We start from the raw sequence: 23,660 nt of genomic DNA, 5'->3' as shown, positions 1-23,660 counted from the left end.
TTCCCACGGATGACAGCGGCAGAAAATGGCTTCCACCATAGTCCCTGCGAGCTTTCGCTGGGATGAAGAATGCCCCTATCGTAGTTAATTTGCAAAGAAAATGCCCGGGATACCACGTGGCACCCCGGGCACGACATTCTCAGGCCTGTTTGCGATCAGTCGCGGTTGCTGCCCATGAAGCGCAGCAGGAACAGGAACATGTTGATGAAGTCGAGATAGAGGCTCAGCGCCCCGAGCACGACCGACTTGCCGGCCCACTGGGTTCCGGCGACATGGTAATATTCTTCCTTCAACCGCTGCGTGTCATAAGCGGTAAGGCCCGCGAAGATCAGCACGCCCAGTGCGCTCACCGCCCAGGTCAGGGCCGGCGACTGCAGGAAGATGTTGATCAGGCTGGCCACAACCAGGCCGATCACGCCCATGATCAGGAAGCTGCCCCAACCGCTCAGATCCTTCTGCGTGGTATAGCCATAGAGGCTGAGGCCCGCGAAGGCGCCTGCCGTGGCAAAGAAGGTCGTGGCGATCGATGCGCCCGTATAGACGAGGAAGATCGTCGAGAGCGAAAGGCCCATCAACACGGCATAGCCCCAGAACAGAGCCTGGAGGGTGCCGGTGCTGAAGCGGTTCGCGCCGAAGCTCATCGCGAAGACGATGGCCAGCGGGGCCAGCATGATCACGAAGCCGAGCCCGCTCGACATTACCGAAAGGGCAAGGCCCGAACGGGCGAACAGCATTGCGACGACGCCGGTCAGCAGCACGCCCGACGCCATGTAATTGTAAATCGACAGCATGTGCTTGCGCAGGCCGGCATCAAAGCCAGCGCGGCTGGCAACATCGCCGCCAAAACCGGTAGACGCGCCGAATCCCGGCTGCGAGCGGCGGGGTTCGTTCCAATCTGCCATTTTCGTTTCCTAACTCCAGTGCCGGCCTTCCAGAGCGGGGCCGGTCTGACAGGAATATCGAGGCTTCCGCCTCCGATTTCAAGGAAAACCGGACAGGATCGCTCCGGTTCTGTTAACTTTTGGCAGCAGTCCGTGCTTCCGCGGCCATCTGGACCGAACGGTCCCGCGCACCGCGCAATGTATCCTCCACCAGCGCGGCCAGCGCATTGCCCTTATCGAGTATGTCGAGCCCCACCTGAGTGACGCCGCCAGGGCTGGCCACGCGCCGCGCCAGTTCGCCCGGCGAATGTTCGGAAGCAGCCGCCAGGGCCGAAGCCCCTTCCACTGTCGCGAGAGCCAGGCGCTGGGCCTGCTCTGCCGGGAGGCCGAGATTCGCCGCGCCCTGCGCCAGCGCATCGATGAAGCGATAGACGAATGCCGGGCCCGATCCGGCAAGTGCCGTCACCAGATCCATCAGGCTTTCTTCCGCCAGCCATTCGGCCGTGCCGAGCGGCGCCATCAGGGCATCCACCTGCGCCTGCCCTGCCTCGTCGAGCCCCGCGCCCACCAGAGCGACCGGCGATTTGCCGAGCGCCGCGGCCAGATTGGGCATCACACGCACCTGCGCGGCCGAGCGCGGGAAATTGCCCGCCAGCGTTTCCAGCTGCACACCAGCCAGCACGGACAGCAGCACCGTGCCCGGCCCCACCAGCGCTTCCACCTGCGGCGCGACTTCCGCCAGCTTCTGCGGCTTCACTCCCAGCATAACCGCATCGAAGCGACCGGTTTCGGGAAGAGCGCGCAGCTGCGTCACGCCTTCGGGCAGGTCACGCGGGCTGGGATTGACCACAGTGAAGGTTGCAGGAGCAATGCCGCCCGCGATCCAGCCGCGAATCATCGCGCCGACCATATTGCCGCAGCCGACGAGGAGAATGGAATTGAAGGTCATGATGGAAGTGCAATCCCGCTAGGTAAGTCGTCATTGCGAAGGGCCAAGGGCCCCGCGGCAATCCAGCGCAGAACTCGCAGCGCCCCGAATTGCTTCGCTACGCTCGCAATGACGAATAAGGAACGCGCCTTCAAGCCTCTCCGGCGGCGTCCACCAGCGCACTGGCAAGGGCATCTGCCGGATTCTTGTCGCCCCACAGCACGAACTGGAAGGCGGGATAGAATCGGTCACACTCCGCAACCGCGCTTTCGACCGCGAATTGCGCCTGACCGAGGCTCAGCAGGCCATCGTCGCCCAGCATCAGCCCGTGGCGATAGAGCAGCACCCCGCCATTGGACCAGATATCGAAATGCCCCAGCCAGAGCTGTTCGTTAACCAGTGCGAGCAATTCGAAGGTCTGGCGGCGCTTGGCATCGGGCACGCGGATGTCGGGCAGGCAGAGCAGCTGCAACACCCGGTCCTCGGCGCGCCAGATGCACCGCAGCTGATACCGCGTCCAGCTGCCCTGAATCTCGCCCGAAATCTCATCGTCGCTGACGAATTCGCAGGGCCAGCCCCGCGCATCGAACAGCTGCGCGAGCATTTCGACCGGAGCCGCATCATCGCGGTCGATGTCCTCTTCGCTTGTTCTCATCGCATAGCTTCCCACGCTTCTCGCCACCCTTCCGCTAACCAATGCGTTGCGCAGCACCGTGGCGGCAATCCATCTTGCAGGTCCCGCTGGGCAAAACTCGATAACCCTGTTTACAAGTTGTGTAAAAACAGCGCCACCCCGGTTTGCCCATCCCTATAATGATCAGGAAACCGGGGAGACTTCTTCGCCCGCATCGCTGGTGAAGATGAAGCAATCGATTCCGGCAGCTTTAAGCTGCTTGATGAAGGCGTTAGCTTCTTTCGCGCTGGAGAAGGGACCTGTCAGCAGGCGATTGGTGCGGCCCCATGCGGCGACATAGCCCTTGCGGCTGCCGAACAGCTTGGACTGCTCTTTCTGGAACTTGCGCCAGGTGAAGGCGATGGCTGAACGATTCTGCCCGGTGCCGACCTGTACCCATACGCGGCTGGGATTGGCGGCCTTCTTCTTGGCTTCGGCCTTCTTTTCGGCCTCCAGCTTCCTCTTCTCGGCCTCAGCCTTCTTACGCGCCGCCTCGGCCTTCCTGTCCGCTTCAGCCTTCGCTTCAGCCTTCGCCTTTTCCGCCTCTGCCTTCGCCTTCTCGGCTTCAGCCTTCCTGTCAGGCTCGCGGCGGACAGCAATGCGGGTGATGTCCACCGCGCCCGGCGCCGGAGCAGCCTTGGCCGGGCCGCTCGCGAATTCGGCAAAGGCATCGACCAGGCTGGCCGGAGCGGGCGGGGGCGTTTCAATGGCCGGCAGGGGTGCGGATTGCGCAGCGGCAGCGGGCGGAGAGGCCAGAGCAACCTGCGAACCGGAGGACGGCGGCTGAGAGAAGGCGGGTTGCGGAGCAGGCACGGGCTGCGCGGCGACGGCGGCAGGCTGCTGCGCGATCACCGGAGGCGGCGTCTGCGCCGGAACCTTTGCCCCGGATGCCGGTTGCGGCGTCTTGCCCCGGTCAGCCCTACCCTTATCAGCCCCACCCTTGTCACTCAGGGCGATGACTGTTCCGACGGGCGGAGAGGCAGGCTTGCCCTTCCCCTTGTCGCTGGTGCCCAGAGGCGCGCCCGAGGGAGTAAGCCGGGCATCGAGCGGCGCGGCGGCCACCTGCACCGGCCGGGCCTGCGCAGCATATTGTGCGATCGCGGGATCGTCCTTGCCGATCATGTCCGCATCGGGAAATTGGCCGAAATTGCCCGCAGCGGCCTGCTGCGCGCGGGTCAGCTTGGGCATGTAACGCAGATAGGGCGCGATCCGGCCCGCCAGTGAAGCGGGCATCACGGCATTGGCGATGGATACAGCCTCTTCCGTCTTGCCCAGCGCTGCCAGGGCGAAGGCGCGAGTACGATAGGCGGCCAGATCGCGGCGGTTGAGCAGCGGCAGCAGGGTCGCCTCCGATCCGGCCTGATCCCCGCCAATTGCCTGGCTGAGCGCCAGCTGGCGCGTGATTTCCTGCTCTTTCTCGTCGGACAGGCCGCCCGCCTGCAGGGCCACGCGATAGAAGGGCTGCGCCCGCGCATTATCGCCCACCATGTCATAGGCAAGGCCGCGCACGGCTGCGTGCTTGCCCAGCTTCACGCCCGCCGCGTCCGCCTCGTCAAACAACACGAGAGCCTCAAGCGGGCGCTTGCGGAACACTTGCGCCGCGCCCAGCCCGGCCTTGGCCTCGCCCGCGAATTGGGGAAGTTCCTGCGCGCGGGAGAAGAAACCCACGGCGGCCGTTACATCATCCAGTTCGAGCGAGGCCCAGCCCGCATCGAGCATGGCCCGGCCATCCAGCGCATTGGTGCCAAGGCGCCTCAGGGCGGAGCTGAGATCGTCAGCCGCCCTCGGCGGGAGCGGTTGCACCACCTCGCGCGAGCCGACCTGCGGCGCCGATTGTGCGGCGGCAGCCACCGGAGAAATGGCGGCAAGCACTGCCGCACCAATCACTCCGTTACGCCCCATTGCCTTAAGCTTTGTGGAATTCACTGGACCCGAACCTGTTATCGCCAATCGTCACGCCTACGACCGGCTGGCGCGACCGGCCAGTGCGTCCTGCCCAGGCGCGGCTGAACGGGGGACGAACGCCCCCCGTTCATGCGATCACTGGTTGTTCTGGCGCCCCAGAAAACGCGGAATGCTGAGCGACGGGCCCGAAGGATCATCATCGCCATCGTCATCGGCCGCATCCCTTGCGGCCCCGCGCGAGAGATTGGCCATCCGCTCGAACAGGGTGGAACCGCCAACCGGCCCGCCGGCAGCGCCACCTGCCGAAGGAGCAGGCGCGGCAGCCGGGGCAGGAGCGGCCCCGGTATCGCCGCCGCCCAGAAGGCCGCGGCGGCGCCCGCCGAAAGGCGGCGGAGGCGCGGCGGCCTCGTCCTGCGCGGTAAAGTCCTGCGCAGCAAAGCGGCTGGCATCGAGCAGCAACTCGTCCTGCGCACGATTGCCGTCGCCGGCATCGGGTGCTTCCAGCGTCAGTTCCAGCTCGCTGCCCGCGCGGGCCTGCGGCGGAGCGGCGTTCCAGTCATCGGCGATGCCGTCGTCTTCCTCTTCCTCCAGCGTCAGTTCGCCGGTCTGGATTTCATCGCCGGTGAGCGAGGCATAGCCCCGGCCCGCATCGTCATAACCCTCGTCCTCATAGGACGGCTCATAGGCCTGGGGCATGGCGGGGGTAGCAGCCGCCGGCGCGAAGCCCGACGCCGCATCGACGGCAAGTTCATCCTGCGTGGGCAGAGGCAGCACAGGCCGCTTGGGCCCGCGCGAGGCGGAAAAGTCCATCGGGCGAGTGGCCTGCACGGCCTGATCCGCCGTCTGTTCGATACCGGTGGCCACAACCGAGACGCGGATCTTGCCTTCCAGATCCGGGTTGAAGGCCGAACCCCAGATGATGTTGGCATCGGGATCGACCAGTTCGCGAATGTGGTTCGCGGCCTCGTCCACTTCCAGCAGCTTCATGTCTTCGCCGCCGATGATGGAGATGATCACGCCCTTGGCGCCCTGCATGCTCACCCCGTCGAGCAGCGGGTTGGCGATGGCGCGTTCGGCAGCCTGCAGGGCGCGGTTCTCGCCCTCGGCCTCGCCCGTGCCCATCATCGCCTTGCCCATTTCGCCCATCACCGAGCGGACGTCGGCAAAATCGAGGTTGATCAGGCCCGGCATCACCATCAGGTCAGTGATGGAACGCACGCCCTGCTGCAGCACTTCATCCGCCAGGGCGAAGGCTTCCTTGAAGGTGGTTTCCGCCTTGGCCACCAGGAACAGGTTCTGGTTGGGAATGACGATCAGCGTATCGACGTGCTTCTGCAGTTCCTCGATACCCGATTCAGCCGAGCGCATGCGCCGCGTGCCTTCGAACAGGAACGGCTTGGTCACCACGCCCACGGTCAGCACGCCCTTGCGCCGCGCGGCTTCCGCGATAACCGGCGCAGCGCCCGTGCCCGTGCCGCCGCCCATACCGGCCGCGATGAAGACCATGTTCACGCCTTCCAGCGAGCGCTCCAGTTCTTCCACGGTTTCTTCCGCGGCGGCCCGGCCCACTTCCGGCCGCGACCCTGCACCCAGGCCCTGGGTAATATCCGGGCCAAGCTGGATGCGATGTTCCGCGATCGAATTGTTCAGCGCCTGCGCGTCTGTATTCGCGACGATGAAATCAACGCCCTCGATCTCGGACTTGATCATGTTGGCGATGGCGTTCCCGCCCGCTCCGCCTACACCGATCACTACGATACGGGGGCGCAGTTCTTCAACCGAAGGCGGGCCGATATTGATGCTCATTGAAGCTCTCCAAGGGGGCACGTAGCACGGGCATGCTCATTGTTGCACTTGTGCCATAAAGGGAATCGCTCGCGCAAAGCGTAACTATCCTTATCCACAGTCTGACAAGCGCGTTGCAAATCGCATCGCTCCTTCAAAAATACTGCTTCAACGCCTGGAACACACGCTGCGCAAGCGCCAGCCCTGTGAGGCGAGTTGTGTCCTGATAGCCTTGACGGATGGAGCGGATGTCCACCGGATCGGCTGCGGCATAGAGAACCAGCCCGGCGAGCGTGGAAAAACCGGGCACGCCATGCGCCTCCGGCAGGCCCTTCAGCGTGGGCGGTTTGCCGATCCGCACGGGGCGGCCCAGCGCGCTTTGCGCATAATCGGCAATGCCCGCCAGCTCCGCCCCACCACCAGTCAGCACGACCTGACCATTGCGGCCGGAAAAGCCCAGAGCCTTGAGGGATTTGGATATTTCGCTGACCAGCCGGTCAAGCTGCCCGGTAATGACCGAGATCAGCTCGGCGCGCGGCACGCGGTTCTTGTCGTCCGCATGGCGCGCCAGCGGCCCGGCCTGTTCCTCGCCCGGGCCGTTCACCGGGATCATTTCGCGATGGTCGGCAGGCGAGGCGATGGCCGAACCGGCCACGCATTTCAGACGCTCCGCCTGATAGCGGCGAATGCCGAAATGGGAGGCTATCGCATCGGTAATATCGGCAGAGCCCATCTGGATCGCCAGCATCCCCAGCAGCATTCCGCCGGCATAGACCGAGACATTGGTGACTTCGCCGCCCAGCTCGATCAGGGCCACGCCCAGCTCGCGTTCTTCCTGGCTGAGGCAGGCGTAGCCCGCCGCAACGGGCGAGGCGACCACCGACTCGACATCGAGATGGGCGTTCTGCACCGCTTCGGTGATGTTGCGGATCGGCGCGCCATCGGCGCACATCACATGGACATCCACCCCCAGCCGCTCGGCATGAAGGCCCTTGGGATTGGACACGCCATGGGCGCCGTCCAGCGTGTAATGAGCAGGCTGGGCATGCAGCACGGTGCGGCCATCGGGCTGCAACCCGTCCCGCGCGGCGACGAGGAGATGCTCGATATCCTCTTCCTCGATCCGGCGGCCGCCAATGTCGATCTCGACCTGCGCGATCTTGCTGGAAAGCCCCGCGCCCGAACAGCCGATCCACACGCTCGACACGCTGGTTCCCGCCAGCTTCTCCGCCCGCTCGATCGCGTCGCGCACGGCATAGGTGGCGGCCTGCATGTCGGTCACATAGCCGCGCTTGATGCCCTGGGCCGCACGGTGGCCCGATCCCAGCACGATCATCTCGCCCGTCTCGCTCACCCCCGCGATCATCGCGGAAATGCGGAACGAACCGATATTGATCGCGCCAAAGACCTTGGTGATGCGCGGGGTGGAAGCCATCAGTCCGGCACCCCCACTTCGGCTTCATCCTTCGGCGTGGTGCTGCTCGCTTCATTGGCGGGCGCAACGCTCATCTCGCTGGGCTGCTCCGACAGGCCGGGGATGCGCATATAAATCCGCTCGGGCGCGCGCATGTCGAAAGTGGCGACCTTGCCGCCGAGCAGGCGGTTCACCCCGTCAAGCCGCGCAAAGGCGACCAGCGCACCCGCCGATTCCTTGTCCCCCTGCGGCAGGGCGAGAACCTGGCCGGTCTTGAAAGTGAGGTTCCAGCGGCGATTGCCGACCCATTCGGCGCTCGCCACCTGCGGCTCCAGTGCCGGGGCGGCATCGAGCAGATCGCCCAGCGCGGCCACCTGGCGGCCAGCGCCCGGCCCCTCGATCACCAGCGCACCCCGTGCGGCGCCGGGAGAAACGGGTTCCAGCTCGTGCCCGGTCTCGTCGATCAGAACCAGTCTGTCCGCCTTCTTCAGCACGGCATGGGGCGTGCGCTCGACAATGTCGATCACCAGCGAATCCGGCAGGCGGCGGGAAACCCGCGCATCCTTGACCCAGCTGAGCGCCAGCAGCCGCACGCGCACCGCATCGAGATCGACCAGCGGCATTGCCTGATCGCGCTCGCCCAGCACCCGTTCATAGACCTTCAGCTCGTTCATCCGCTGCACGCCGCGCACTTCCACCCGGCGCACTTCGAACCCGGCATCGGCGGCCAATGTGGCGATCTGCTGGTGGATCAGGGCGGGCAGACCGGCGAGAACGGCAATGAACAGGGCAAGCGCCATCGCGCCGCCCAGGATCAGGGCGAGGAAAATCTTCTGGAGCTGTTCCTCGGTGAAGGGCAGCCAGCGCATCAGCACATCGGCCAGCGCCCCGGTGGTGGAGCGCGCCTTCTTCACCTTCCGCGCAGTGCCCCGGGCCGCCGCCGCGCGGCGCACTCCCTGAGCCTTGCGCTTGATCGTTTGCGCCACCTACGCCCCCTTTTCTCCGTCAGAGGCCGCGGCGCGCTCCAGCGCGTCGGCAATGATGGCCTCCACCAGATCCCCATACTCCATTCCGCAATATTTTGCCTGCTCGGGCACCAGGCTGAGCGGAGTCATCCCCGGTTGCGTGTTGACTTCCAGCAGGAAGAGCCCCGCCTGCCCCTGTTCGTCATCCCAGCGGAAGTCCGAACGGCTGGTGCCGTGGCAGCCCAGCGCCTTGTGCGCCTTCAGCGCATAGGCCTTGCACAGTTCCATGATCTCCAGCGGAATGTCGGCGGGGCAGATGTGATCCGTCATTCCGTCCGTATATTTCGCCTCGAAATCGTAGAAGCCGCTCTTGGGCACGAGTTCGGTCACGGTAAGCGCCTTCCCGTTCACCACCGCGCAGGTCAGCTCGCGCCCCCTGATATAGGGTTCGGCCAGCAGCTGGGCGAATTCCTGCCATGGGCCCACGGCATCGCGGCGGATCGGATCGCCATAATTACATTCCGCCGTGACGATCGCCACGCCGACCGAAGAACCTTCATTCACCGGCTTGAGCACATAGGGGCGCGGCAGGGGATCGCGCTCGAACAGTTCTTCCGACTGGACGATGCGCCCGCCCGGCATGGGAATGCCATGGGGGACAAGCACCAGCTTGGTGAGTTCCTTGTCAATCGCGATCACGGAAGTGGCAAGGCCGGAATGGGTATAGGGAATGCCCATCAGGTCCATCAGGCCCTGCACCGTGCCGTCTTCCCCCGGCACGCCATGCAGCGCGTTGAACACTACATCGGGTGCAGCCTCGGCCAGCTTTGCGGCCACGCTGCGATCCATGTCGATCCGCGTCACCTTGTGGCCGCGCGCCTCCAGCGCATCGGCCACGCCATTGCCGGACATCAGCGAGACGGGCCGCTCATTGGCCCAGCCGCCCATCAGGACTGCGATGTGAAGTTTGGGAAGCGCACCCATCTTACGGCCTCCCCACGCGCTGGATTTCCCATTGCAGGTCCACGCCCTGGCTCTGCGCCACGCGGCGGCGCACTTCCTCGCCCAGCCCTTCGATATCGGTGCTGGTGGCACTGCCGGTGTTGATCAGGAAATTGGTATGCTTTTCGCTCACTTGCGCGCCACCCATGGTCAGGCCCCGGCAACCGGCGGCATCGACCAGCCGCCATGCCTTGTCGCCCTCAGGATTCTTGAAAGTCGATCCGCCGGTCTTGGAACGGAGAGGCTGCGATTCCTCCCGCGCGGCGGCGATACGGTCCATTTCCGCGCCGATTGCCGCCGGATCGCCCGGCTGGCCGCGAAAACGCGCCGAAACCACGATTGCCCCGTCCGGCAAAGCGGAATGGCGATAGGAATAATCAAGATCGTCCGGTGCCAGCGTCACGAAGGCGCCATCCGGCAGGATCACGTCGCAATCGACCAGAATGTCCGAAACCTCGCGGCCATAGGCGCCGCCATTCATCCGCACGAAACCGCCTACCGTACCGGGAATGCCCCGCAGGAATTCCAGCCCGGCAATGCCTGAATCGCGCGCGGTGGATGCCACCAGAATGCCGCTCGCCCCGCCGCCGCAACGCAGGGTGACCGCGTCTTCCTGCTCCACCTTGGCAAAGGGCTTGCCCAGCCGCACGACCACGCCCGGCACTCCGCCATCGCGTACGATCAGATTGGAACCCAGCCCCAGCGCCATGACCGGCACCTGTCCGCCCAGCTGGCTAAGGAAGGCTGCCAGATCCTCAAGATCGGCAGGCTCGAACAGCCAGTCCGCCGCGCCGCCGGACTTGAACCACACCAGCGGCGCCAGCGGGGCATTGCGGGTCAGCTTGCCGCGCACATTCCGCACCGGCAGGCTGGATGAAACCATCACCTCGTCGATCTCGGAATAAGGTGCGCTCGTCATGCCTTTTTCCCGCGCCGGGCAGCGATCGCCGGGGCGAGGCCAGCAGCCCAGCGGGTGATGTCACCCGCGCCGAGGCACACCACCATGTCGCCGGGCTCGATGATGTCCGACAGCACGCCCGCCAGATCGTCCGCGCCGGAAACCTCGGCGGCCGAACGATGCCCCCGTGCCTTGATCCCGCTGACCAGCACATGGCTGTCCACGCCCTCGATCGGGCTTTCACCGGCCGGATAGACCGGGGCGGCAAACACCATGTCGGCATCGTTGAAGCAGGTCTGGAATTCTTCCATCAGGTCGCGCAGGCGCGTGAAGCGGTGCGGCTGGACCACGGCGATCACGCGGTTCTGCGTCGCCTCGCGTGCAGCGGCCAGCACGGCTTTGATCTCTACCGGATGGTGCGCATAATCGTCGATGATCGTGGCCCCGTCCACTTCGCCTACGCGCGTGAAGCGGCGGCGCACCCCGCCGAAATTGGCGAAGCCGGCGCGGATCGTATCGTCGCTGCAGCCCATCTCCACCGCCACGGCAATCGCGGCGAGCGCGTTCTGCACATTGTGGCGGCCGGGCATGGGCAACACCACGCCTTCGATCCGGCGATCTTCCTGCCCACGCTGGCGGATCACGGCGTCAAACACATTGCCGCCGCCTTCCGGCCGGACATTCACGCCGCACACATCCGCCTGCAGCGAGAAACCATAGGTCACCACGCGCCGGTCCCGCACGAGGCCGACAACGGACTGCACTTCAGGGTGATCGATGCACAGCACCGCCGCGCCATAGAAGGGCACATTCTCGATGAATTCGACGAAGGCCTTCTTCACCGCATCGAACGAACCGTAATGGTCGAGATGTTCGGGATCGATATTGGTGACGACCGCGATGGTGCCATCCAGCCGCAGGAACGAACCATCGCTCTCATCGGCTTCCACCACCATCCAGTCGCTGGCGCCAAGGCGCGCGTTGGAGCCGTAGCTTTCGATGATGCCGCCATTGATCACGGTGGGATCGATCCCGCCTGTATCGAGCAGTGCGGCGATCATGCTGGTGGTGGTCGTCTTCCCATGAGTGCCGGCCACGGCCACGGTGTTCTTCAGCCGCATAAGTTCAGCCAGCATTTCCGCCCGGCGGACTACAGGAATGCGGTGTTCCAGCGCGGCGGCGACTTCCGGATTGGTGCGGCGCACGGCGGTGGAAGTCACCACCACAGCGGCATCGCCCAGATTTTCCGCCGCATGGCCGATCATCACCTTGATCCCGCGCGCGCGCAGCCGTTCAACCGACGGACCTTCGGCAATGTCCGAGCCCTGAACTTCATAGCCCAGGTTCTTCATCACCTCGGCAATGCCGGACATGCCGATCCCGCCAATGCCGACGAAGTGGATCGTCCCGATATCGGTGCCCACCCCCTTCACTGTGCATTCTCCCGAGCCAGAGCCTCGCGCCCGTTGGGCTTGGCTTCCCCGCCGTTCACCCGGATCACGTCCATCAGCGGGGCCCCGCCGAAGCTTTCGACCAGATCGGCAAGATCCTTTGCCGCATTGGGGCGGCCACAATTCCATGCGGCATGGGCCGCATTGGCCAGGGTTTCAGGGTGCTGGGCCATGGCCTGTATCTGCTTTGCAAGTTCCTTGGCGGTAAAGCCCGTCTGGCGGATAGAGCGCGCACCGCCCGCCTTCACCATTTCACGGGCATTGGCCGCCTGATGATCGTCCGTGGCGATGGGCAGCGGCACCAGTATCGCCGGGCGGCCCACCGCTGTCAGTTCTGCAATGGTGGAAGCCCCCGCGCGCCCGATGAACAGATGCGCATCGGCAAGCCGCGTCGCCATGTCCTGAAAATAGGTGCCGAGTTCCGCCGGAATGCCGTGGCTGGCGTAACGCTGCCGCACCGCTTCCAGATCTTCCGGACGGCATTGCTGGGTAACCTGCAGGCGCGACCGCAGCGCGGGCTGCAGCATGGCCAGCCCATCCGGCACCACTTCGGAAAGCACGCGCGCCCCCTGGCTGCCGCCGGTCACCAGCACGCGCAGCAGTCCGTCTTCGGTAAAGGGCGGATATGGCTGATCCCGCAGGGCCAGCACTTCGGCGCGTACCGGATTGCCGACGAGATGCGTCTTGCCCTGCCACTTGTCCTTCAGCCGGTCTACCTGCGTATAGGCAGTGGCAATGGCATTCACCCTGTTCGCCAGCAGCCGGTTGACCCGGCCAAGCACGGCGTTCTGTTCATGAACTATGCTGGGAATACGGGCGGAGGTGGCCGCCAGCAGCGCAGGCAGGGCCGGATAGCCGCCAAAGCCGACCACGGCCGAAGGCTCGAACGCGTCAAACAGGCGCAGCGCCATCTGGCGGCCTTGCCACACGGCCCGCGCGCCGCCGATCCACTTGAGCGGGTTCTTCCCGAAGCGTCCGGCGGGCAGCACATGGACAGGCATGAATTCCGGCTTGCCCGGAATGGCCGCGCCGCGTTCGTCGGTGATCAGCGCAACATGATGCCCGCGCCGTTCAAGCTCGGTAGCGAGCGCGAAGGCGGGGATCAGATGCCCGCCGGTTCCCCCGGCGGCGAGTACGTAATGTTTCGAAGCGGAGCTCAACGCCGCCCTCCCTTGCCCCTGGTAATCCGCCGGCTGCTTTCCCTGGGGCCTGCTTCCTTCGCCCCTTCTTCCCTGGCAAGCGCCGCCATGAGATCGAACCGTTCCCGGCTGAGATAGGGGTTGCGCCGCGTCATGGCCAGCATCAGCCCCACGGTAAGGCACAGCGCAATTGTGGACGAACCACCATAGCTCACCAGCGGAAGCGTCATGCCCTTGGAGGGGAAGAGCTGGAGGTTGACGAGGATGTTGATGAAAGCCTGCCCGCCGATCAGGGCGATCAGCCCCGAGGCGGAAAGGATGGTGAACAGGTTTTCCTCATTCACCAGTCGCACCAGCACGCGGGCGATGATCGCCAGATAGAGTACCACCACCAGCGCGCAGATCAGCAGGCCGAATTCCTCCCCGATCACGGAGAAGATATAGTCCGTATGGGCTTCCGGCAGGGAAAGCTTGCGCGTGCCCAGCCACAAGCCGCTGCCCGTCCAGCCCCCGCCCATCAGCGTACGCCGGGCAAGGTCCACCTGATCATAGGCCGTGCCGCCGCCCAGGAAGGCGTCGATACGATGGCGGGCATTGTCATAGAGCAGATAGGTAGCCACGATGCCCGCGATCCCGGCGCCGGCCAGCAGGCCGATGCGGCGGATGTCGATGCCCGAAAGCAGCACCAGCACAGCCCAGCAGCCGACATAGAGAATGGCGGAACCGAAATCGGGCTGCATCATCAGCAGCGCCACGATCAGGCCCATCAGACCGGTGGCAATCGCGATCACCGGCAGGCGCGGATCACGCACCCGCCACGACAATATCCACGCCATGGTGATGGCATAGGCGGGCTTGAGGAATTCGGAAGGCTGCAGGCTGATGCCGAAACGCAGCCAGCGCTTGGCGCCGTTCACTTCGGACCCGACGAAAGGCACCAGGATCAGCGCCGCAAGCATCACCGCGCACAGCACGATTCCCCCGCGCCGCGCCCAATCGCGAGGCGCCATGGAAACGGCCAGCATGGTCAGTATGCCCAGGAACTGCCAGCGCAGATGCAGCCAGTAGAAATAGAGATCGTCCAGCTTGACGGCCGAGGTCGAAAGGCGCCGCGCACTGGCCGGGGAAGCTGCCGCCACCGCAACCGTGCCGATTGCCATCAGCAGCAGGATCATCACCAGCAGCACCCGGTCGATCTCCCGCCACCAGATGCGCAGCTGACTGCGCTTGTCGAGCCGCATGCGCGATTTCTGCGCACGCTCCCCTGCGTTGGGAATATAGGGCTGGGAGATCTGCGGGGCGGCGTTCACGAACCGACATTCCCGTCAGTGAGGCAGGCGGCGATTTCGCGGAAGGCGTCGCCGCGCATCTCATAATCGCGGAACTGGTCGAAGCTGGCACAGGCCGGGGAGAACAGGATCACGTCCCCCGGCTGCGCCGCTTCCATGGCGCGGCGCACGGCCTCCGCCATCATCTCGCAGCGTTCCACATGGGTTACCGGATCGAGGATCTCGGCGAATACCGGGCCAGCTTCCCCGATCGTATAGGCAGCGGCGACATTGCCGAAATATTGCTCGCACTCGCCCAGATTGTCGCCCTTGGGCAGGCCGCCCAGAATCCAGTGAATGCGCTTTTCCGGCCCGTTGGGGCCCGGCCGGGGAGGATAGGCGGCCAGCGCGGGCGCGGTGGAGGCGGGGTTGGTCGCTTTGCTGTCGTTGATGAACAACACGCCGCGATATTCGCCCAGTTGCTCCATGCGGTGCGGCAGTCCGCGGAAACTGGCGAGCCCCGCCAGAACCTGATCGCGCGTGAGGCCCAGTTCCTCCACCAATGCGGCGGCGACCGCCGCGTTTTCCAGATTATGCGGGCCCTGCAGCGAAGGCCAATCCGGCTGATGCGGCAGGATGGCAGCCTTGTTCACGCAGGCTACCCGGCCAGCGGGGCGCCGTGCCCGCTCCACCTCGCAGATCGCACGGGTGGGATTATCCGCACAGCCGAAAACGGCGAACTGATCGGCATCCTGCATGGCGAACAGCCGCGCCTTGGAGGCGGCATAGGCCTCGAAGCCGGCATAGCGATCGAGATGGTCCGGCGTGATATTGGTCAGCGCGGCGGCTTCGCATTTGAGCGAGAAAGTCAGGTCGATCTGATAGCTGGAAAGCTCCAGCACATAGACGCCGGTGCCATTCTCATTGGGCGTCAAAGGCTCCTGCGCCAGAATCGGCAGGCCGATATTCCCGCCCATCCGCGCCGGAACGCCCGCGCTGTCCAGCAAATGGTGGACCAGCGCCGTGGTGGTGGACTTGCCGTTGGTGCCGGTGATGCCCACCACGCGATGCGCGGGAAGGTCTGCCCGGGCGAGCGCGAACAGCTCTATATCGCCGATCAGCGGCACACCGGCATCGTGGGCGCGCTGGGCGATGGGGTGAATGTTGATCGGCACGCCAGGGGAGACCACCACCCCGTCAAAACCCGCCAGATTGATTTCCAGCGGATCGGCCAGCCGCGCGCGCCCTTCCAGCGCGGAGCGGGCATTGTCCTGCCGGTCCCACGCCACCACTTCGGCCCCGCTGGCCAGCAGGCATTCAGCCGCCGCGAGCCCCGAACGGGCGAGGCCCAGAATGGCGTAGCGTTTGCCGGAGAAGTGGGTTGAGCGGATCACCTGAGCTTGAGCGTTGCCAGGCCCGCCAGCGCGAACACGATCGAGATGATCCAGAAGCGGATCACCACGGTCGATTCAGGCCAGCCGAGCTGTTCGAAATGATGATGGATCGGCGCCATGCGGAACACACGCTTGCCGGTCCGCTTGTAGAAGAACACCTGGATGATGACGGAGGCCGTTTCCAGCACGAACAGCCCGCCGATCACCAGCAGCACGATCTCGTGGTGGCTGGCAACGGCAATGGCACCCAGTGCCCCGCCAAGGGCGAGGCTGCCCGTATCGCCCATGAAGACGGCGGCAGGCGGTGCGTTGAACCACAGGAAGGCAAGGCCCGCCCCCATGATCCCGGCGCAGAAGATCGCCAGTTCACCCGCACCGGGCACATGCGGAATGCCCAGATAGGTCGCATAGTCCACGCGCCCCGCGAGGTAGCAGATCAGCGAGAAAGCCCCCGCCGCGATCACCACCGGCATGGTGGCAAGCCCGTCCAGCCCGTCAGTCAGGTTCACGGCATTGCCGAAGCCCACGATTACCGTGGCGGCAAAGACGTAATAGAACGGCCCCAGCGGAATGCTCACCCCTGAAAGGAAGGGGATATAGAGGTTGGTGCTGATCTGGCTGACGATGATCCAGCTGGCCACACCCGCCACGGCGAATTCCGCCAGCAGCCGGACCTTGCCCGAAACGCCCTTGTGGCTGCGCTTGGTCACCTTGTCATAATCGTCGAGGAAACCGATCAGGCCGAAGCCCGCCGTCACCGCCATGCAGGCCCAGACGAAGGGGCTGGCAAGGTTCATCCACAGCAGCATGGAAAGCATCAGCGAGACGAGGATCATCAACCCGCCCATGGTGGGCGTGCCGCGCTTGGCCAGATGCGTCTGCGGCCCATCCTCACGGATCGGCTGCCCCTTGCCCTGGCGCACGCGCAGCATGTTGATGAAGCGAGGGCCGATCACCAGCCCGATCAGCAACGCCGTAACCAGCACCGCGCCCGCGCGAAACGTCTGATAGCGCACCAGATTGGCCGGTCCTTCGAAATCCAGCCATTGCGCGATGAGATACAGCATTAGACTTCCTTGCGACCCCCGGCGCCTTCCGCACCGGCGAAGTGGGCCACCACGCGTGCCAGGCCCACCGAATTCGATCCCTTGACCAGCACCGCGTCACCTCCCGAAAGGCCGAACTCCGCAAGCGCCGCGATGGCTTCTTCAGGAGAACCGCAATGGGCGAAGCGAATCGGCTTGCCAAGCGCGTTAGCCGCCCCTTTCCCCAATTCCTGCGCCAGCGCATCCATTTCCGCGCCGACCAGAAGCGCAAAATCGACATTTGCCGCCGCAAGAGGCTCGGTCAGCTGCGCGTGGAAGGCCGGGCCGAAATCGCCCAGCTCGCGCATGGAGCCCAGCACGGCAATGCGGCGCGTGGCAGGCGTCTGTCCCAATTGCGCCAGCGTGGCCCGCATGGAGGCCGGATTGGCGTTGTAGCTTTCATCGATCAGCAGGGCCTGCCCGCCTGGTGCCTCCACCCGATGGCGCGCGCCCCGGCCCTTGAGCCCGCCCATTTCGGCCAGCGAAAGCCCCGCCGCTCCCATATCGCCGCCAGCGGCACGCACCGCCGCGATCACCGCAAGGGAATTGGACACCCAATGTTCGCCCGGTTCGGCCACGGTGTAGCACAGCCGGTTCTCGCCAAGGTCCGCCGTCACCAGCGAACCGCCATGGGCCTGCGGGATCGCATCCAGCAGCCGCACATCGGCATGGCGCGCCTTGCCGAACGACACTACCCTGGCGCCCGCCGCCAGGGCAGCGGCGCGCAGCCGCTCGAAATGCGGGCTATCTGCCGGGATCACCGCCGTGCCGCCTTCTTCCAGACCGAGGAATATCTCGGCCTTGGCATCGGCAATCGCCTCTTCGCTGCCCAGCATCTCGATATGGGCAGGCGCGATAGTGGTGATGACCGCCACATGCGGGCGCACCTGCGCGGTCAGCGCGGCGATTTCGCCTGCATGGTTCATGCCCATCTCGAAAATGCCGAACTTGCTGCGCGCATTCATCCGCGTAAGGCTGAGCGGCACGCCGACATGGTTGTTATAGCTGCGCACGGAACGATGGGCCGCGCCCCGGCTCGCGCGGTCAAGCGCGGCGAAGATCGCTTCCTTGACGCCCGTTTTCCCGACCGAGCCGGTGACGCCGATGATCTTTGCAGAAGCCCGGTTGCGGGCGGCCCGCGCCAGCTGTTCCAGCGCGGCGGACGTATCTTCAACCAGAATGTGCGGCTGCGGGATCGGGCGATCCACCACGGCGGCAACAGCGCCATTGGCAAAGGCCTTGGCCAGATAATCGTGCCCGTCGCTCGTCTCGCCCTTCAGCGCGAAGAACAGATCGCCCGGCACCACATCCCGGCTGTCGATCTCCACACCTGATATCTGGAACTGGCCGCTGGGCTTGCCACCGGTGGCCAGGGCGATCGTCACCGCATCCCACAGGGCCAGCGGCAATGCGTCAGAGGATTGAGGCAGCCATGCAATGGGCAGCGGCAGGATCGGAAGGGAGGCCATCAGGCGGCATCTCCTGCATGGGATGGCGCGGCAGAGCCAGCACATTCGCGTGCGACGGTCACATCGTCGAAGGGAAGGATACGCATGTCTTCTCCCGCGCCGATGATCTGGCCCTGTTCGTGGCCCTTTCCGGCGATCAATACGATATCCTGCGGCCCGGCCTGCGCAATGGCTGCCGCGATTGCTTCCCGTCTGTCCCCGATTTCCCGCGCATCGGGCGCCCCCGCCAGCACCATGGCGCGGATCGCGGCCGGATCTTCGCTGCGCGGATTATCGTCCGTCACGATAACCACATCCGCAGCGCGCGCGGCGACCTTGCCCATTTCCGCACGCTTGCCCGTGTCCCGGTCACCCCCGGCGCCGAATACCGCGATCAGCTTCCCCCCTTGCGTCACATGCGGGCGCAAGGCGGCAATGGCGGCTTCCAGCGCATCGGGCGTGTGGGCATAATCGACATAGATCGGCGCACCCGCCGCACTGATCGCGGCGCGTTCCAGCCGCCCGCGCACGGGCTGAAGGCGGGACAGCGCATCAAAGGTCGTCTTGGGATCGCCGCCTGCCGCCAGTACCAGCCCGGCGGAAACCAGCGCATTGGCGGCCTGATAGCCACCGATCAGCGGCAGTTTCACTTTCCAGGCGGCACCGCCAAATTCCAGATCGAGTTCCTGGCCCAGCTGGCCGGGGCTACGCTTGACGAGACGAATGCCCTCGCCCCGTTCCCCCACGGTGAGCAGTTTCAGCCCGCGCCGCCGCGCGTGGTCTGCCGCGCGGGCGGACCATTCATCATCAGCCCACACCACTGCCGCGCCGCCATCTTCGACAACTTCGTCAAACAGGCGCATCTTGGCGGCGAAATAATCCTCCATCGTCGGATGATAATCGAGGTGATCGCGGCTGAGATTGGTGAAGGCCCCCGCCGCCACTTTCAGCCCTTCCACGCGATATTGCGACAGGCCGTGGCTGGATGCCTCATAGGCGACATGGGTGACGCCTTCCTGCGCCAGACCGTGCATGTTGGACAGAAAAGTGACGATGTCGGGCGTGGTCAGCCCGGTGGAAACGCTCTCGTCCGGGGTGGTGACGCCCAAAGTGCCGATGGAGGCCGCCCGCTGGCCCGCCATGCGCCAGAGCTGGCGGGTCATCTCCACGGTGGAGGTCTTGCCATTGGTGCCCGTCACCGCGACGACGACTTCCGGCACGGGCTGGAAGAACCGGGCCGCAAGGCACGCAAAGGCGCGGCGCGGTTCGGCATCGGCGATATGCACCGCGCCTTCCACCTTCGCCTCCGGCCGGGCGACGATGGCGATGGCTCCCGCAGCAATGGCGGCGGGGATGAAATCCTCCCCATTGAACTTCGCACCCCGGAAGGCACCGAACACGGTGCCCGGCGCGATCTTGCGGTGATCGATGGCAAAGCCGGTCACTACATCGGCCGGCGCATTATCCACGGCAATGCCCGCCGCTTCTGCAAGGCGGGCCAGATTCATTCTTTCTTCCCACCAACCAGCGGAGCCAGATCGGTCAGGTCGATATCGTGGTTTTCATCGGGCATCACGCCCAGCAGCGGGCCGATGCGCGGCACCAGCCGGCCAACGATCGGCGCCGCGTTCCACGCCGCCGTGCGCTGATAGGAACTGGCCGCCGTGCCCTTGGGCTCGTCCAGCATGGCGATCACTACATAGCGCGGGCGGTCCATCGGGAAGGCGGCGGCGAAGGTGGAGACCAGGCTGGATCGGCGATAACCGCCCACACCCGGCTTTTCGGCGGAGCCAGTCTTGCCGCCCACGCGGAAGCCCGGGGCATCCGCGCTCTTGCCGGTGCCATAGACTGCAATCATGCGCATCAGCTGGTTCATTCGCGCGCTGGTGCTGGCCTTGAACACGCGGCGGCCCTTGGCGGCATGGCCCGGCTCCACCTTGTACAAGGTGGCCGGGCGCCAGATGCCGCCATTGACCATGGTGGCATAGGCGCTGGCAAGGTGCAGCGGCGTAACTGCGATACCGTGGCCATAGCTGACCGTCATGGTGCGCAGGCGCGGCCAATCACCCTTGTGCCAGATGGGGAAGCCGCGCGCGGGCAGCTCGATATAGGGCCGCTCATGCATGCCCAGATCGGTCATGTAGCGCTGCAACGCCTTGCCCCCCAGTTCGTCAGCGACCTGGGCGGTTACGATATTGGAGGAATGGATCAAGGCTTCGGGCACGTTCAGGGTTGGCCCCATAACGTGACTGTCGCGAATCCGGAAGCCACCCATTTCAAGCGGGCGGGCAGACTGATAACGACGCGAAAGATCGGTCACCACGCCCGCATCGATGGCGGCGGCCATAGTCAGCGGCTTGAAGGTGGAGCCCAGCTCATAGACCTGATTGGTCACGCGGTTGAACATGTTCTTCTCACCGGCCACGTCGATCTTGTTCGGATCGAATTCGGGCAGGGATGCCAGCGCCATCACTTCGCCAGTATCGACATCCAGCACCAGCCCGGCCGCGCCCACGGCATCCACCGCCAGCATCCCCCGGCGCAGTTCATCCTCCAGCGCGCCCTGCACGCGGCTGTCGATGGAAAGCATCGCCGGCTTGCCGCGTTGCGCGGGATCGAGCAGTTGCTTGTCCAGCACCGCTTCCATGCCAACCCGGCCGTGGCCGTCAGCCCCGACATAGCCCAGCACATGGGCCGCCATAGTGCCTTGCGGATAATGCCGGTCCGCCTCGCGCGGCACTTCCAGTGCCAGTTCGCCGATGGCCTGCACCCGGTTCGCCTCTTCCGGCAGTACGCGTCGCCGCAGATAACCGGCCTTCCCGCTGGCGAGGCGTCGGGCGAGCCATTTGGCGTCCATATCCGGGAAGATCTGCACCAATTGCGCAGCCACTTCCGCAGGGGTCTTCACCAGCGGCGCGCCGCCATCGCCCAGCGCCGTGGGGTTGAACCACAGGGCATAGGCGGGGAAAGCGCGCGCCAGCGGCACGCCATTGCGATCGGTGATCTCACCGCGCGGAGGCAGCAGCGCCTCGGCCATGGAAGTATGCGCGGGGCCCGGCTGGACCACGCCGATATAGGCAATGCGCATCAGGGCGACGATCGCGATCAGGGCGAATAGCGCCACCACCCACAACACGCGAAACCGGGCAGTGAAAAGCGAACGCTGACGAGTGTTGACCAGTTCGACACGGCCGGTGGTGATTGCCGTGCTGATCGTGAGTGCGTTCACTCCGTCCCCCCTGCGATGGACCCGATCTTCACCCGCTGGGCGGGGCGAACCAGGCGAGCGGAAAGATTTTCGCGCACGACCGGCTCAGACGGCCCGCCGCGCGGAACCTCCGCGGCTATCGCCTTGCCGGTGATGGGCGAAACCATGGCAGGGAAAATGGAGCTTTCCTCGGCTTCCGCGGGGGCATTGGCCACCATGATCGGCTCCGGCGCGCCCTTGGCGCGGGGGGTGCCGAACTGGGCCAGCTGTCGCTCGCCTTCCAGGAACTGCCCGGCGGTCGGCGCCTTGTAACCGAAATCGACTTCGTTCCACGCAGCCAGCTGCTGCTGGTTGGCGCGCGTCTCGAATTCGGTTTCCAGCATCAGCTTCTGTTCGCGCAATGCCACGATGCGCCGCTCGGCCTGGCGGACCTCACTCTTCACCGAATTGACCTTGAGGTGCAGCGCACCATAGGCGCTGGTGCAAGTCAGCAGCACGGCTGCCCAACCGATCTTCCTCATCCTGCTACCCATGATCGGCCTGCCCGACATCACGCTGCCTCCCTTGCTGGCGCGCCGGTGCGGGTCGCGGCGCGCAAGGTGGCGGAACGCGCACGGGGATTGCGCGCGATTTCCGCATCGGTGGGACGGATCGCCTTGGAGAGCGAAGCGAAAGTAGCGGCGTCGCCATCATTGGCCGCCGGAAGATGACGCGAGGTACCGGCCGAAGCCCCGGAAGCATCGCGCAGGAAGCGTTTCACGATCCGGTCCTCAAGGCTGTGGAAGCTCACCACAGCGAGCCGGCCGCCCTCCGCAAGCAGAGCCTCTGCTCCGCCCAGCGCCGCCTCAAGCTCTTTCAGCTCTTCATTGATATGGATGCGGATTGCCTGAAAACTGCGGGTTGCCGGATCTTTCGGCGCACCGGGCCGATGGCCCAACGCCTTGCGCACCACACGCGCAAGCTGCGCGGTAGTGGCCAGCGGACGCGCCGCCACGATGGCGCGGGCTACCCTGCGAGACTGCCGCTCCTCCCCATAAAGGTAAAGAACATCAGCGATTTCCGCTTCATCGGCGGTGTTGAGGAAATCGGCGGCGCTCTGCCCTTCCTGGCTCATCCGCATGTCCAGCGGGCCATCCGAAGCAAAGGCAAAGCCCCGCTCCGCCTGGTCAAGCTGCATGGAGGAGACACCGATATCCATCACCACGCCATCCACCTGCTCAACCCCCGCTTCCCGCATGGCATCCGCCATCTCGGAAAAACGGCGGGGATGGAGGATCAGGCGCGGCGGATTTTCACGGGTTTCAGGCCATTGCCTACCCGCAGCGATAGCGTCCGGATCGCGGTCGAAGGCATGGACGGTGGCCCCCGCATCCAGCAGTCGACGGGTATAACCGCCCGCGCCGAAAGTGGCGTCCACGATTACATTGCCGGGCTGCGGATCGAGCGCATCGATCACTTCATCGAGCAGGACGGGGATGTGCGGGGCGTCGGTCATGCCTTCTTCCCCTTCGCGTTCTCGGCGGCGAGCGCGCGGCAAGCAGCCTGCGCACCTTCCCAGCCTTCGCCCATGCGATAGAGCTCTTCGGGGTTCCACAGGGTGAAGAAGCTGCCCGCGCCCTGAAAGAACACCTCGCCCTGCAAGGCACCGAGCCCGGCCAAGTGATCGGGCATGATGAAGCGGCCAGAAGCATCGAAGGGAATCTCGATGAAGCCGAACAGCTGGACCCGGCGCAGATCGGGATCGAAGTCGCGGCCAAGGCGGATAGCGCGTTCTTCTTCGCGCTCGATCTGGGTTTCCAGTTCGTCGCGGCGCGACAGACCGAAGCCGGTCAGGCAGTTCCAGCGTTCATGCTTGGCGAGACAGAGGATCTTGCCGTCGCTCGATTCCGATACCGATTTGCGGAAGGCCGGAGGCAGCACAAAGCGGCCCTTCTCGCCCTTCAGCGAGAAGCCTTGACCGCTATAGATGACCTGCCTTTCCCCTGTCACTTTGCCCCATCCCGCCTGCGGGCGCTGATCCCTCGAAACCGGCAAACCATCCTCGCTCCGGACCGTGTTCATCCACGGCCCGCCCACTCCGTTTGTGCGGAGTGCAACGAGAACAGGTTTCCGATGGAAACATTGTGTAACCCGCACAAAGCGGGGATGAAAGGGAAAATCACGGGAAATTCGGGGATTACGATATATAGCACTGAATTATCGTCATTTTTCAAGAT

20 protein-coding genes are annotated in these 23,660 nt (G+C 65.1%); all 20 read right to left on the bottom strand.

From position 1 onward, the window contains the following. Positions 1 to 155 precede the first annotated feature (155 nt). On the bottom strand, positions 156 to 902 hold the full coding sequence (locus tag H0274_RS13605) for a Bax inhibitor-1/YccA family protein (protein WP_226796032.1): 747 nt from the start codon (positions 900 to 902) through the stop codon (positions 156 to 158). Between the two features lie 112 nt (positions 903 to 1,014). Further along, positions 1,015 to 1,830: a pyrroline-5-carboxylate reductase family protein gene (locus tag H0274_RS13600; protein ID WP_226796031.1), complete on the bottom strand. Its 816-nt coding sequence runs from the start codon at positions 1,828 to 1,830 to the stop codon at positions 1,015 to 1,017. Between the two features lie 130 nt (positions 1,831 to 1,960). Continuing rightward, the gene (locus H0274_RS13595) at positions 1,961 to 2,464 is read right to left on the bottom strand and encodes a type III secretion system chaperone family protein (RefSeq protein ID WP_226796030.1); all 504 of its coding nucleotides are present in this window, start codon (positions 2,462 to 2,464) and stop codon (positions 1,961 to 1,963) included. A 162-nt stretch (positions 2,465 to 2,626) separates the two neighbouring features. After that, on the bottom strand, positions 2,627 to 4,384 hold the full coding sequence (locus H0274_RS13590) for a tetratricopeptide repeat protein (protein ID WP_226796029.1): 1,758 nt from the start codon (positions 4,382 to 4,384) through the stop codon (positions 2,627 to 2,629). A gap of 138 nt (positions 4,385 to 4,522) precedes the next feature. After that, a complete protein-coding gene (ftsZ, locus tag H0274_RS13585; RefSeq protein ID WP_226796028.1) occupies positions 4,523 to 6,193 on the bottom strand; it encodes a cell division protein FtsZ in 1,671 nt (556 codons plus the stop codon). A 133-nt stretch (positions 6,194 to 6,326) separates the two neighbouring features. Continuing rightward, positions 6,327 to 7,607, bottom strand: a complete 1,281-nt coding sequence (ftsA, locus tag H0274_RS13580; RefSeq protein ID WP_226796027.1) for a cell division protein FtsA — start codon at positions 7,605 to 7,607, stop codon at positions 6,327 to 6,329. After that, on the bottom strand, positions 7,607 to 8,572 hold the full coding sequence (locus tag H0274_RS13575) for a cell division protein FtsQ/DivIB (RefSeq protein WP_226796026.1): 966 nt from the start codon (positions 8,570 to 8,572) through the stop codon (positions 7,607 to 7,609). Before H0274_RS13575 ends, ftsA begins: the two co-directional genes overlap by 1 nt. After that, positions 8,573 to 9,535: a D-alanine--D-alanine ligase gene (locus H0274_RS13570; RefSeq protein WP_226796025.1), complete on the bottom strand. Its 963-nt coding sequence runs from the start codon at positions 9,533 to 9,535 to the stop codon at positions 8,573 to 8,575. It abuts the gene before it with no gap. A gap of 1 nt (position 9,536) precedes the next feature. Then, positions 9,537 to 10,472, bottom strand: coding sequence for a UDP-N-acetylmuramate dehydrogenase (gene murB, locus H0274_RS13565; RefSeq protein ID WP_226796024.1), 936 nt, complete (start codon positions 10,470 to 10,472; stop codon positions 9,537 to 9,539). Then, the gene (murC, locus tag H0274_RS13560; RefSeq protein ID WP_226796023.1) at positions 10,469 to 11,884 is read right to left on the bottom strand and encodes a UDP-N-acetylmuramate--L-alanine ligase; all 1,416 of its coding nucleotides are present in this window, start codon (positions 11,882 to 11,884) and stop codon (positions 10,469 to 10,471) included. The genes murB and murC overlap by 4 nt, the downstream gene beginning before the upstream one ends. Then, entirely contained in the window at positions 11,881 to 13,062 is a 1,182-nt protein-coding gene (gene murG, locus H0274_RS13555; RefSeq protein ID WP_226796022.1) for an undecaprenyldiphospho-muramoylpentapeptide beta-N-acetylglucosaminyltransferase, read from the bottom strand. The genes murC and murG overlap by 4 nt, the downstream gene beginning before the upstream one ends. Beyond that, complete coding sequence (locus H0274_RS13550; RefSeq protein WP_226796169.1) at positions 13,059 to 14,282, bottom strand: FtsW/RodA/SpoVE family cell cycle protein; 1,224 nt, start codon at positions 14,280 to 14,282, stop codon at positions 13,059 to 13,061. The genes murG and H0274_RS13550 overlap by 4 nt, the downstream gene beginning before the upstream one ends. A 65-nt stretch (positions 14,283 to 14,347) precedes the next feature. After that, positions 14,348 to 15,703 carry a UDP-N-acetylmuramoyl-L-alanine--D-glutamate ligase gene (gene murD / locus H0274_RS13545; RefSeq protein ID WP_226796021.1) on the bottom strand — a complete coding sequence of 452 codons (1,356 nt, stop codon included), beginning with the start codon at positions 15,701 to 15,703 and terminating at the stop codon, positions 14,348 to 14,350. Then, positions 15,700 to 16,770: a phospho-N-acetylmuramoyl-pentapeptide-transferase gene (gene mraY / locus H0274_RS13540; protein WP_226796020.1), complete on the bottom strand. Its 1,071-nt coding sequence runs from the start codon at positions 16,768 to 16,770 to the stop codon at positions 15,700 to 15,702. Before mraY ends, murD begins: the two co-directional genes overlap by 4 nt. Then, the gene (locus H0274_RS13535) at positions 16,770 to 18,257 is read right to left on the bottom strand and encodes a UDP-N-acetylmuramoyl-tripeptide--D-alanyl-D-alanine ligase (protein ID WP_226796019.1); all 1,488 of its coding nucleotides are present in this window, start codon (positions 18,255 to 18,257) and stop codon (positions 16,770 to 16,772) included. The genes mraY and H0274_RS13535 overlap by 1 nt, the downstream gene beginning before the upstream one ends. Beyond that, complete coding sequence (locus H0274_RS13530; protein ID WP_226796018.1) at positions 18,257 to 19,744, bottom strand: UDP-N-acetylmuramoyl-L-alanyl-D-glutamate--2,6-diaminopimelate ligase; 1,488 nt, start codon at positions 19,742 to 19,744, stop codon at positions 18,257 to 18,259. The genes H0274_RS13535 and H0274_RS13530 overlap by 1 nt, the downstream gene beginning before the upstream one ends. Further along, positions 19,741 to 21,465: a peptidoglycan D,D-transpeptidase FtsI family protein gene (locus H0274_RS13525; protein WP_226796017.1), complete on the bottom strand. Its 1,725-nt coding sequence runs from the start codon at positions 21,463 to 21,465 to the stop codon at positions 19,741 to 19,743. Before H0274_RS13525 ends, H0274_RS13530 begins: the two co-directional genes overlap by 4 nt. Beyond that, entirely contained in the window at positions 21,462 to 21,995 is a 534-nt protein-coding gene (locus H0274_RS13520; protein WP_226796016.1) for a hypothetical protein, read from the bottom strand. The genes H0274_RS13525 and H0274_RS13520 overlap by 4 nt, the downstream gene beginning before the upstream one ends. Continuing rightward, positions 21,995 to 22,939, bottom strand: coding sequence for a 16S rRNA (cytosine(1402)-N(4))-methyltransferase RsmH (gene rsmH / locus H0274_RS13515; RefSeq protein WP_226796015.1), 945 nt, complete (start codon positions 22,937 to 22,939; stop codon positions 21,995 to 21,997). The genes H0274_RS13520 and rsmH overlap by 1 nt, the downstream gene beginning before the upstream one ends. Then, positions 22,936 to 23,505 (bottom strand): division/cell wall cluster transcriptional repressor MraZ, encoded by a 570-nt coding sequence (locus tag H0274_RS13510; RefSeq protein WP_226796014.1) that lies wholly within the window; start codon positions 23,503 to 23,505, stop codon positions 22,936 to 22,938. The genes rsmH and H0274_RS13510 overlap by 4 nt, the downstream gene beginning before the upstream one ends. Positions 23,506 to 23,660 lie beyond the last annotated feature (155 nt).

Origin of the sequence: Fulverythrobacter ferritrahens (assembly GCF_020539485.1) — a bacterium.
GTDB lineage: Bacteria > Pseudomonadota > Alphaproteobacteria > Sphingomonadales > Sphingomonadaceae > Andeanibacterium > Andeanibacterium ferritrahens.
The sequence above is the reverse complement of the archived record's forward strand: the minus strand, read 5'-3'. Positions and strand labels throughout refer to the sequence as shown.

What these genes read in the sequence shown, in the direction of transcription:
- H0274_RS13605 (WP_226796032.1), bottom strand. Translation starts at nt 902, where the DNA reads ATGGCAGATTGGAACGAACCCCGCCGCTCGCAGCCGGGATTCGGCGCG.
- H0274_RS13600 (WP_226796031.1), bottom strand. Translation starts at nt 1,830, where the DNA reads ATGACCTTCAATTCCATTCTCCTCGTCGGCTGCGGCAATATGGTCGGC.
- H0274_RS13595 (WP_226796030.1), bottom strand. Translation starts at nt 2,464, where the DNA reads ATGAGAACAAGCGAAGAGGACATCGACCGCGATGATGCGGCTCCGGTC.
- H0274_RS13590 (WP_226796029.1), bottom strand. Translation starts at nt 4,384, where the DNA reads ATGGGGCGTAACGGAGTGATTGGTGCGGCAGTGCTTGCCGCCATTTCT.
- ftsZ (WP_226796028.1), bottom strand. Translation starts at nt 6,193, where the DNA reads ATGAGCATCAATATCGGCCCGCCTTCGGTTGAAGAACTGCGCCCCCGT.
- ftsA (WP_226796027.1), bottom strand. Translation starts at nt 7,607, where the DNA reads ATGGCTTCCACCCCGCGCATCACCAAGGTCTTTGGCGCGATCAATATC.
- H0274_RS13570 (WP_226796025.1), bottom strand. Translation starts at nt 9,535, where the DNA reads ATGGGTGCGCTTCCCAAACTTCACATCGCAGTCCTGATGGGCGGCTGG.
- murB (WP_226796024.1), bottom strand. Translation starts at nt 10,472, where the DNA reads ATGACGAGCGCACCTTATTCCGAGATCGACGAGGTGATGGTTTCATCC.
- H0274_RS13550 (WP_226796169.1), bottom strand. Translation starts at nt 14,282, where the DNA reads ATGCGGCTCGACAAGCGCAGTCAGCTGCGCATCTGGTGGCGGGAGATC.
- mraY (WP_226796020.1), bottom strand. Translation starts at nt 16,770, where the DNA reads ATGCTGTATCTCATCGCGCAATGGCTGGATTTCGAAGGACCGGCCAAT.
- H0274_RS13535 (WP_226796019.1), bottom strand. Translation starts at nt 18,257, where the DNA reads ATGGCCTCCCTTCCGATCCTGCCGCTGCCCATTGCATGGCTGCCTCAA.
- H0274_RS13530 (WP_226796018.1), bottom strand. Translation starts at nt 19,744, where the DNA reads ATGAATCTGGCCCGCCTTGCAGAAGCGGCGGGCATTGCCGTGGATAAT.
- H0274_RS13520 (WP_226796016.1), bottom strand. Translation starts at nt 21,995, where the DNA reads ATGTCGGGCAGGCCGATCATGGGTAGCAGGATGAGGAAGATCGGTTGG.
- rsmH (WP_226796015.1), bottom strand. Translation starts at nt 22,939, where the DNA reads ATGACCGACGCCCCGCACATCCCCGTCCTGCTCGATGAAGTGATCGAT.
- H0274_RS13510 (WP_226796014.1), bottom strand. Translation starts at nt 23,505, where the DNA reads ATGAACACGGTCCGGAGCGAGGATGGTTTGCCGGTTTCGAGGGATCAG.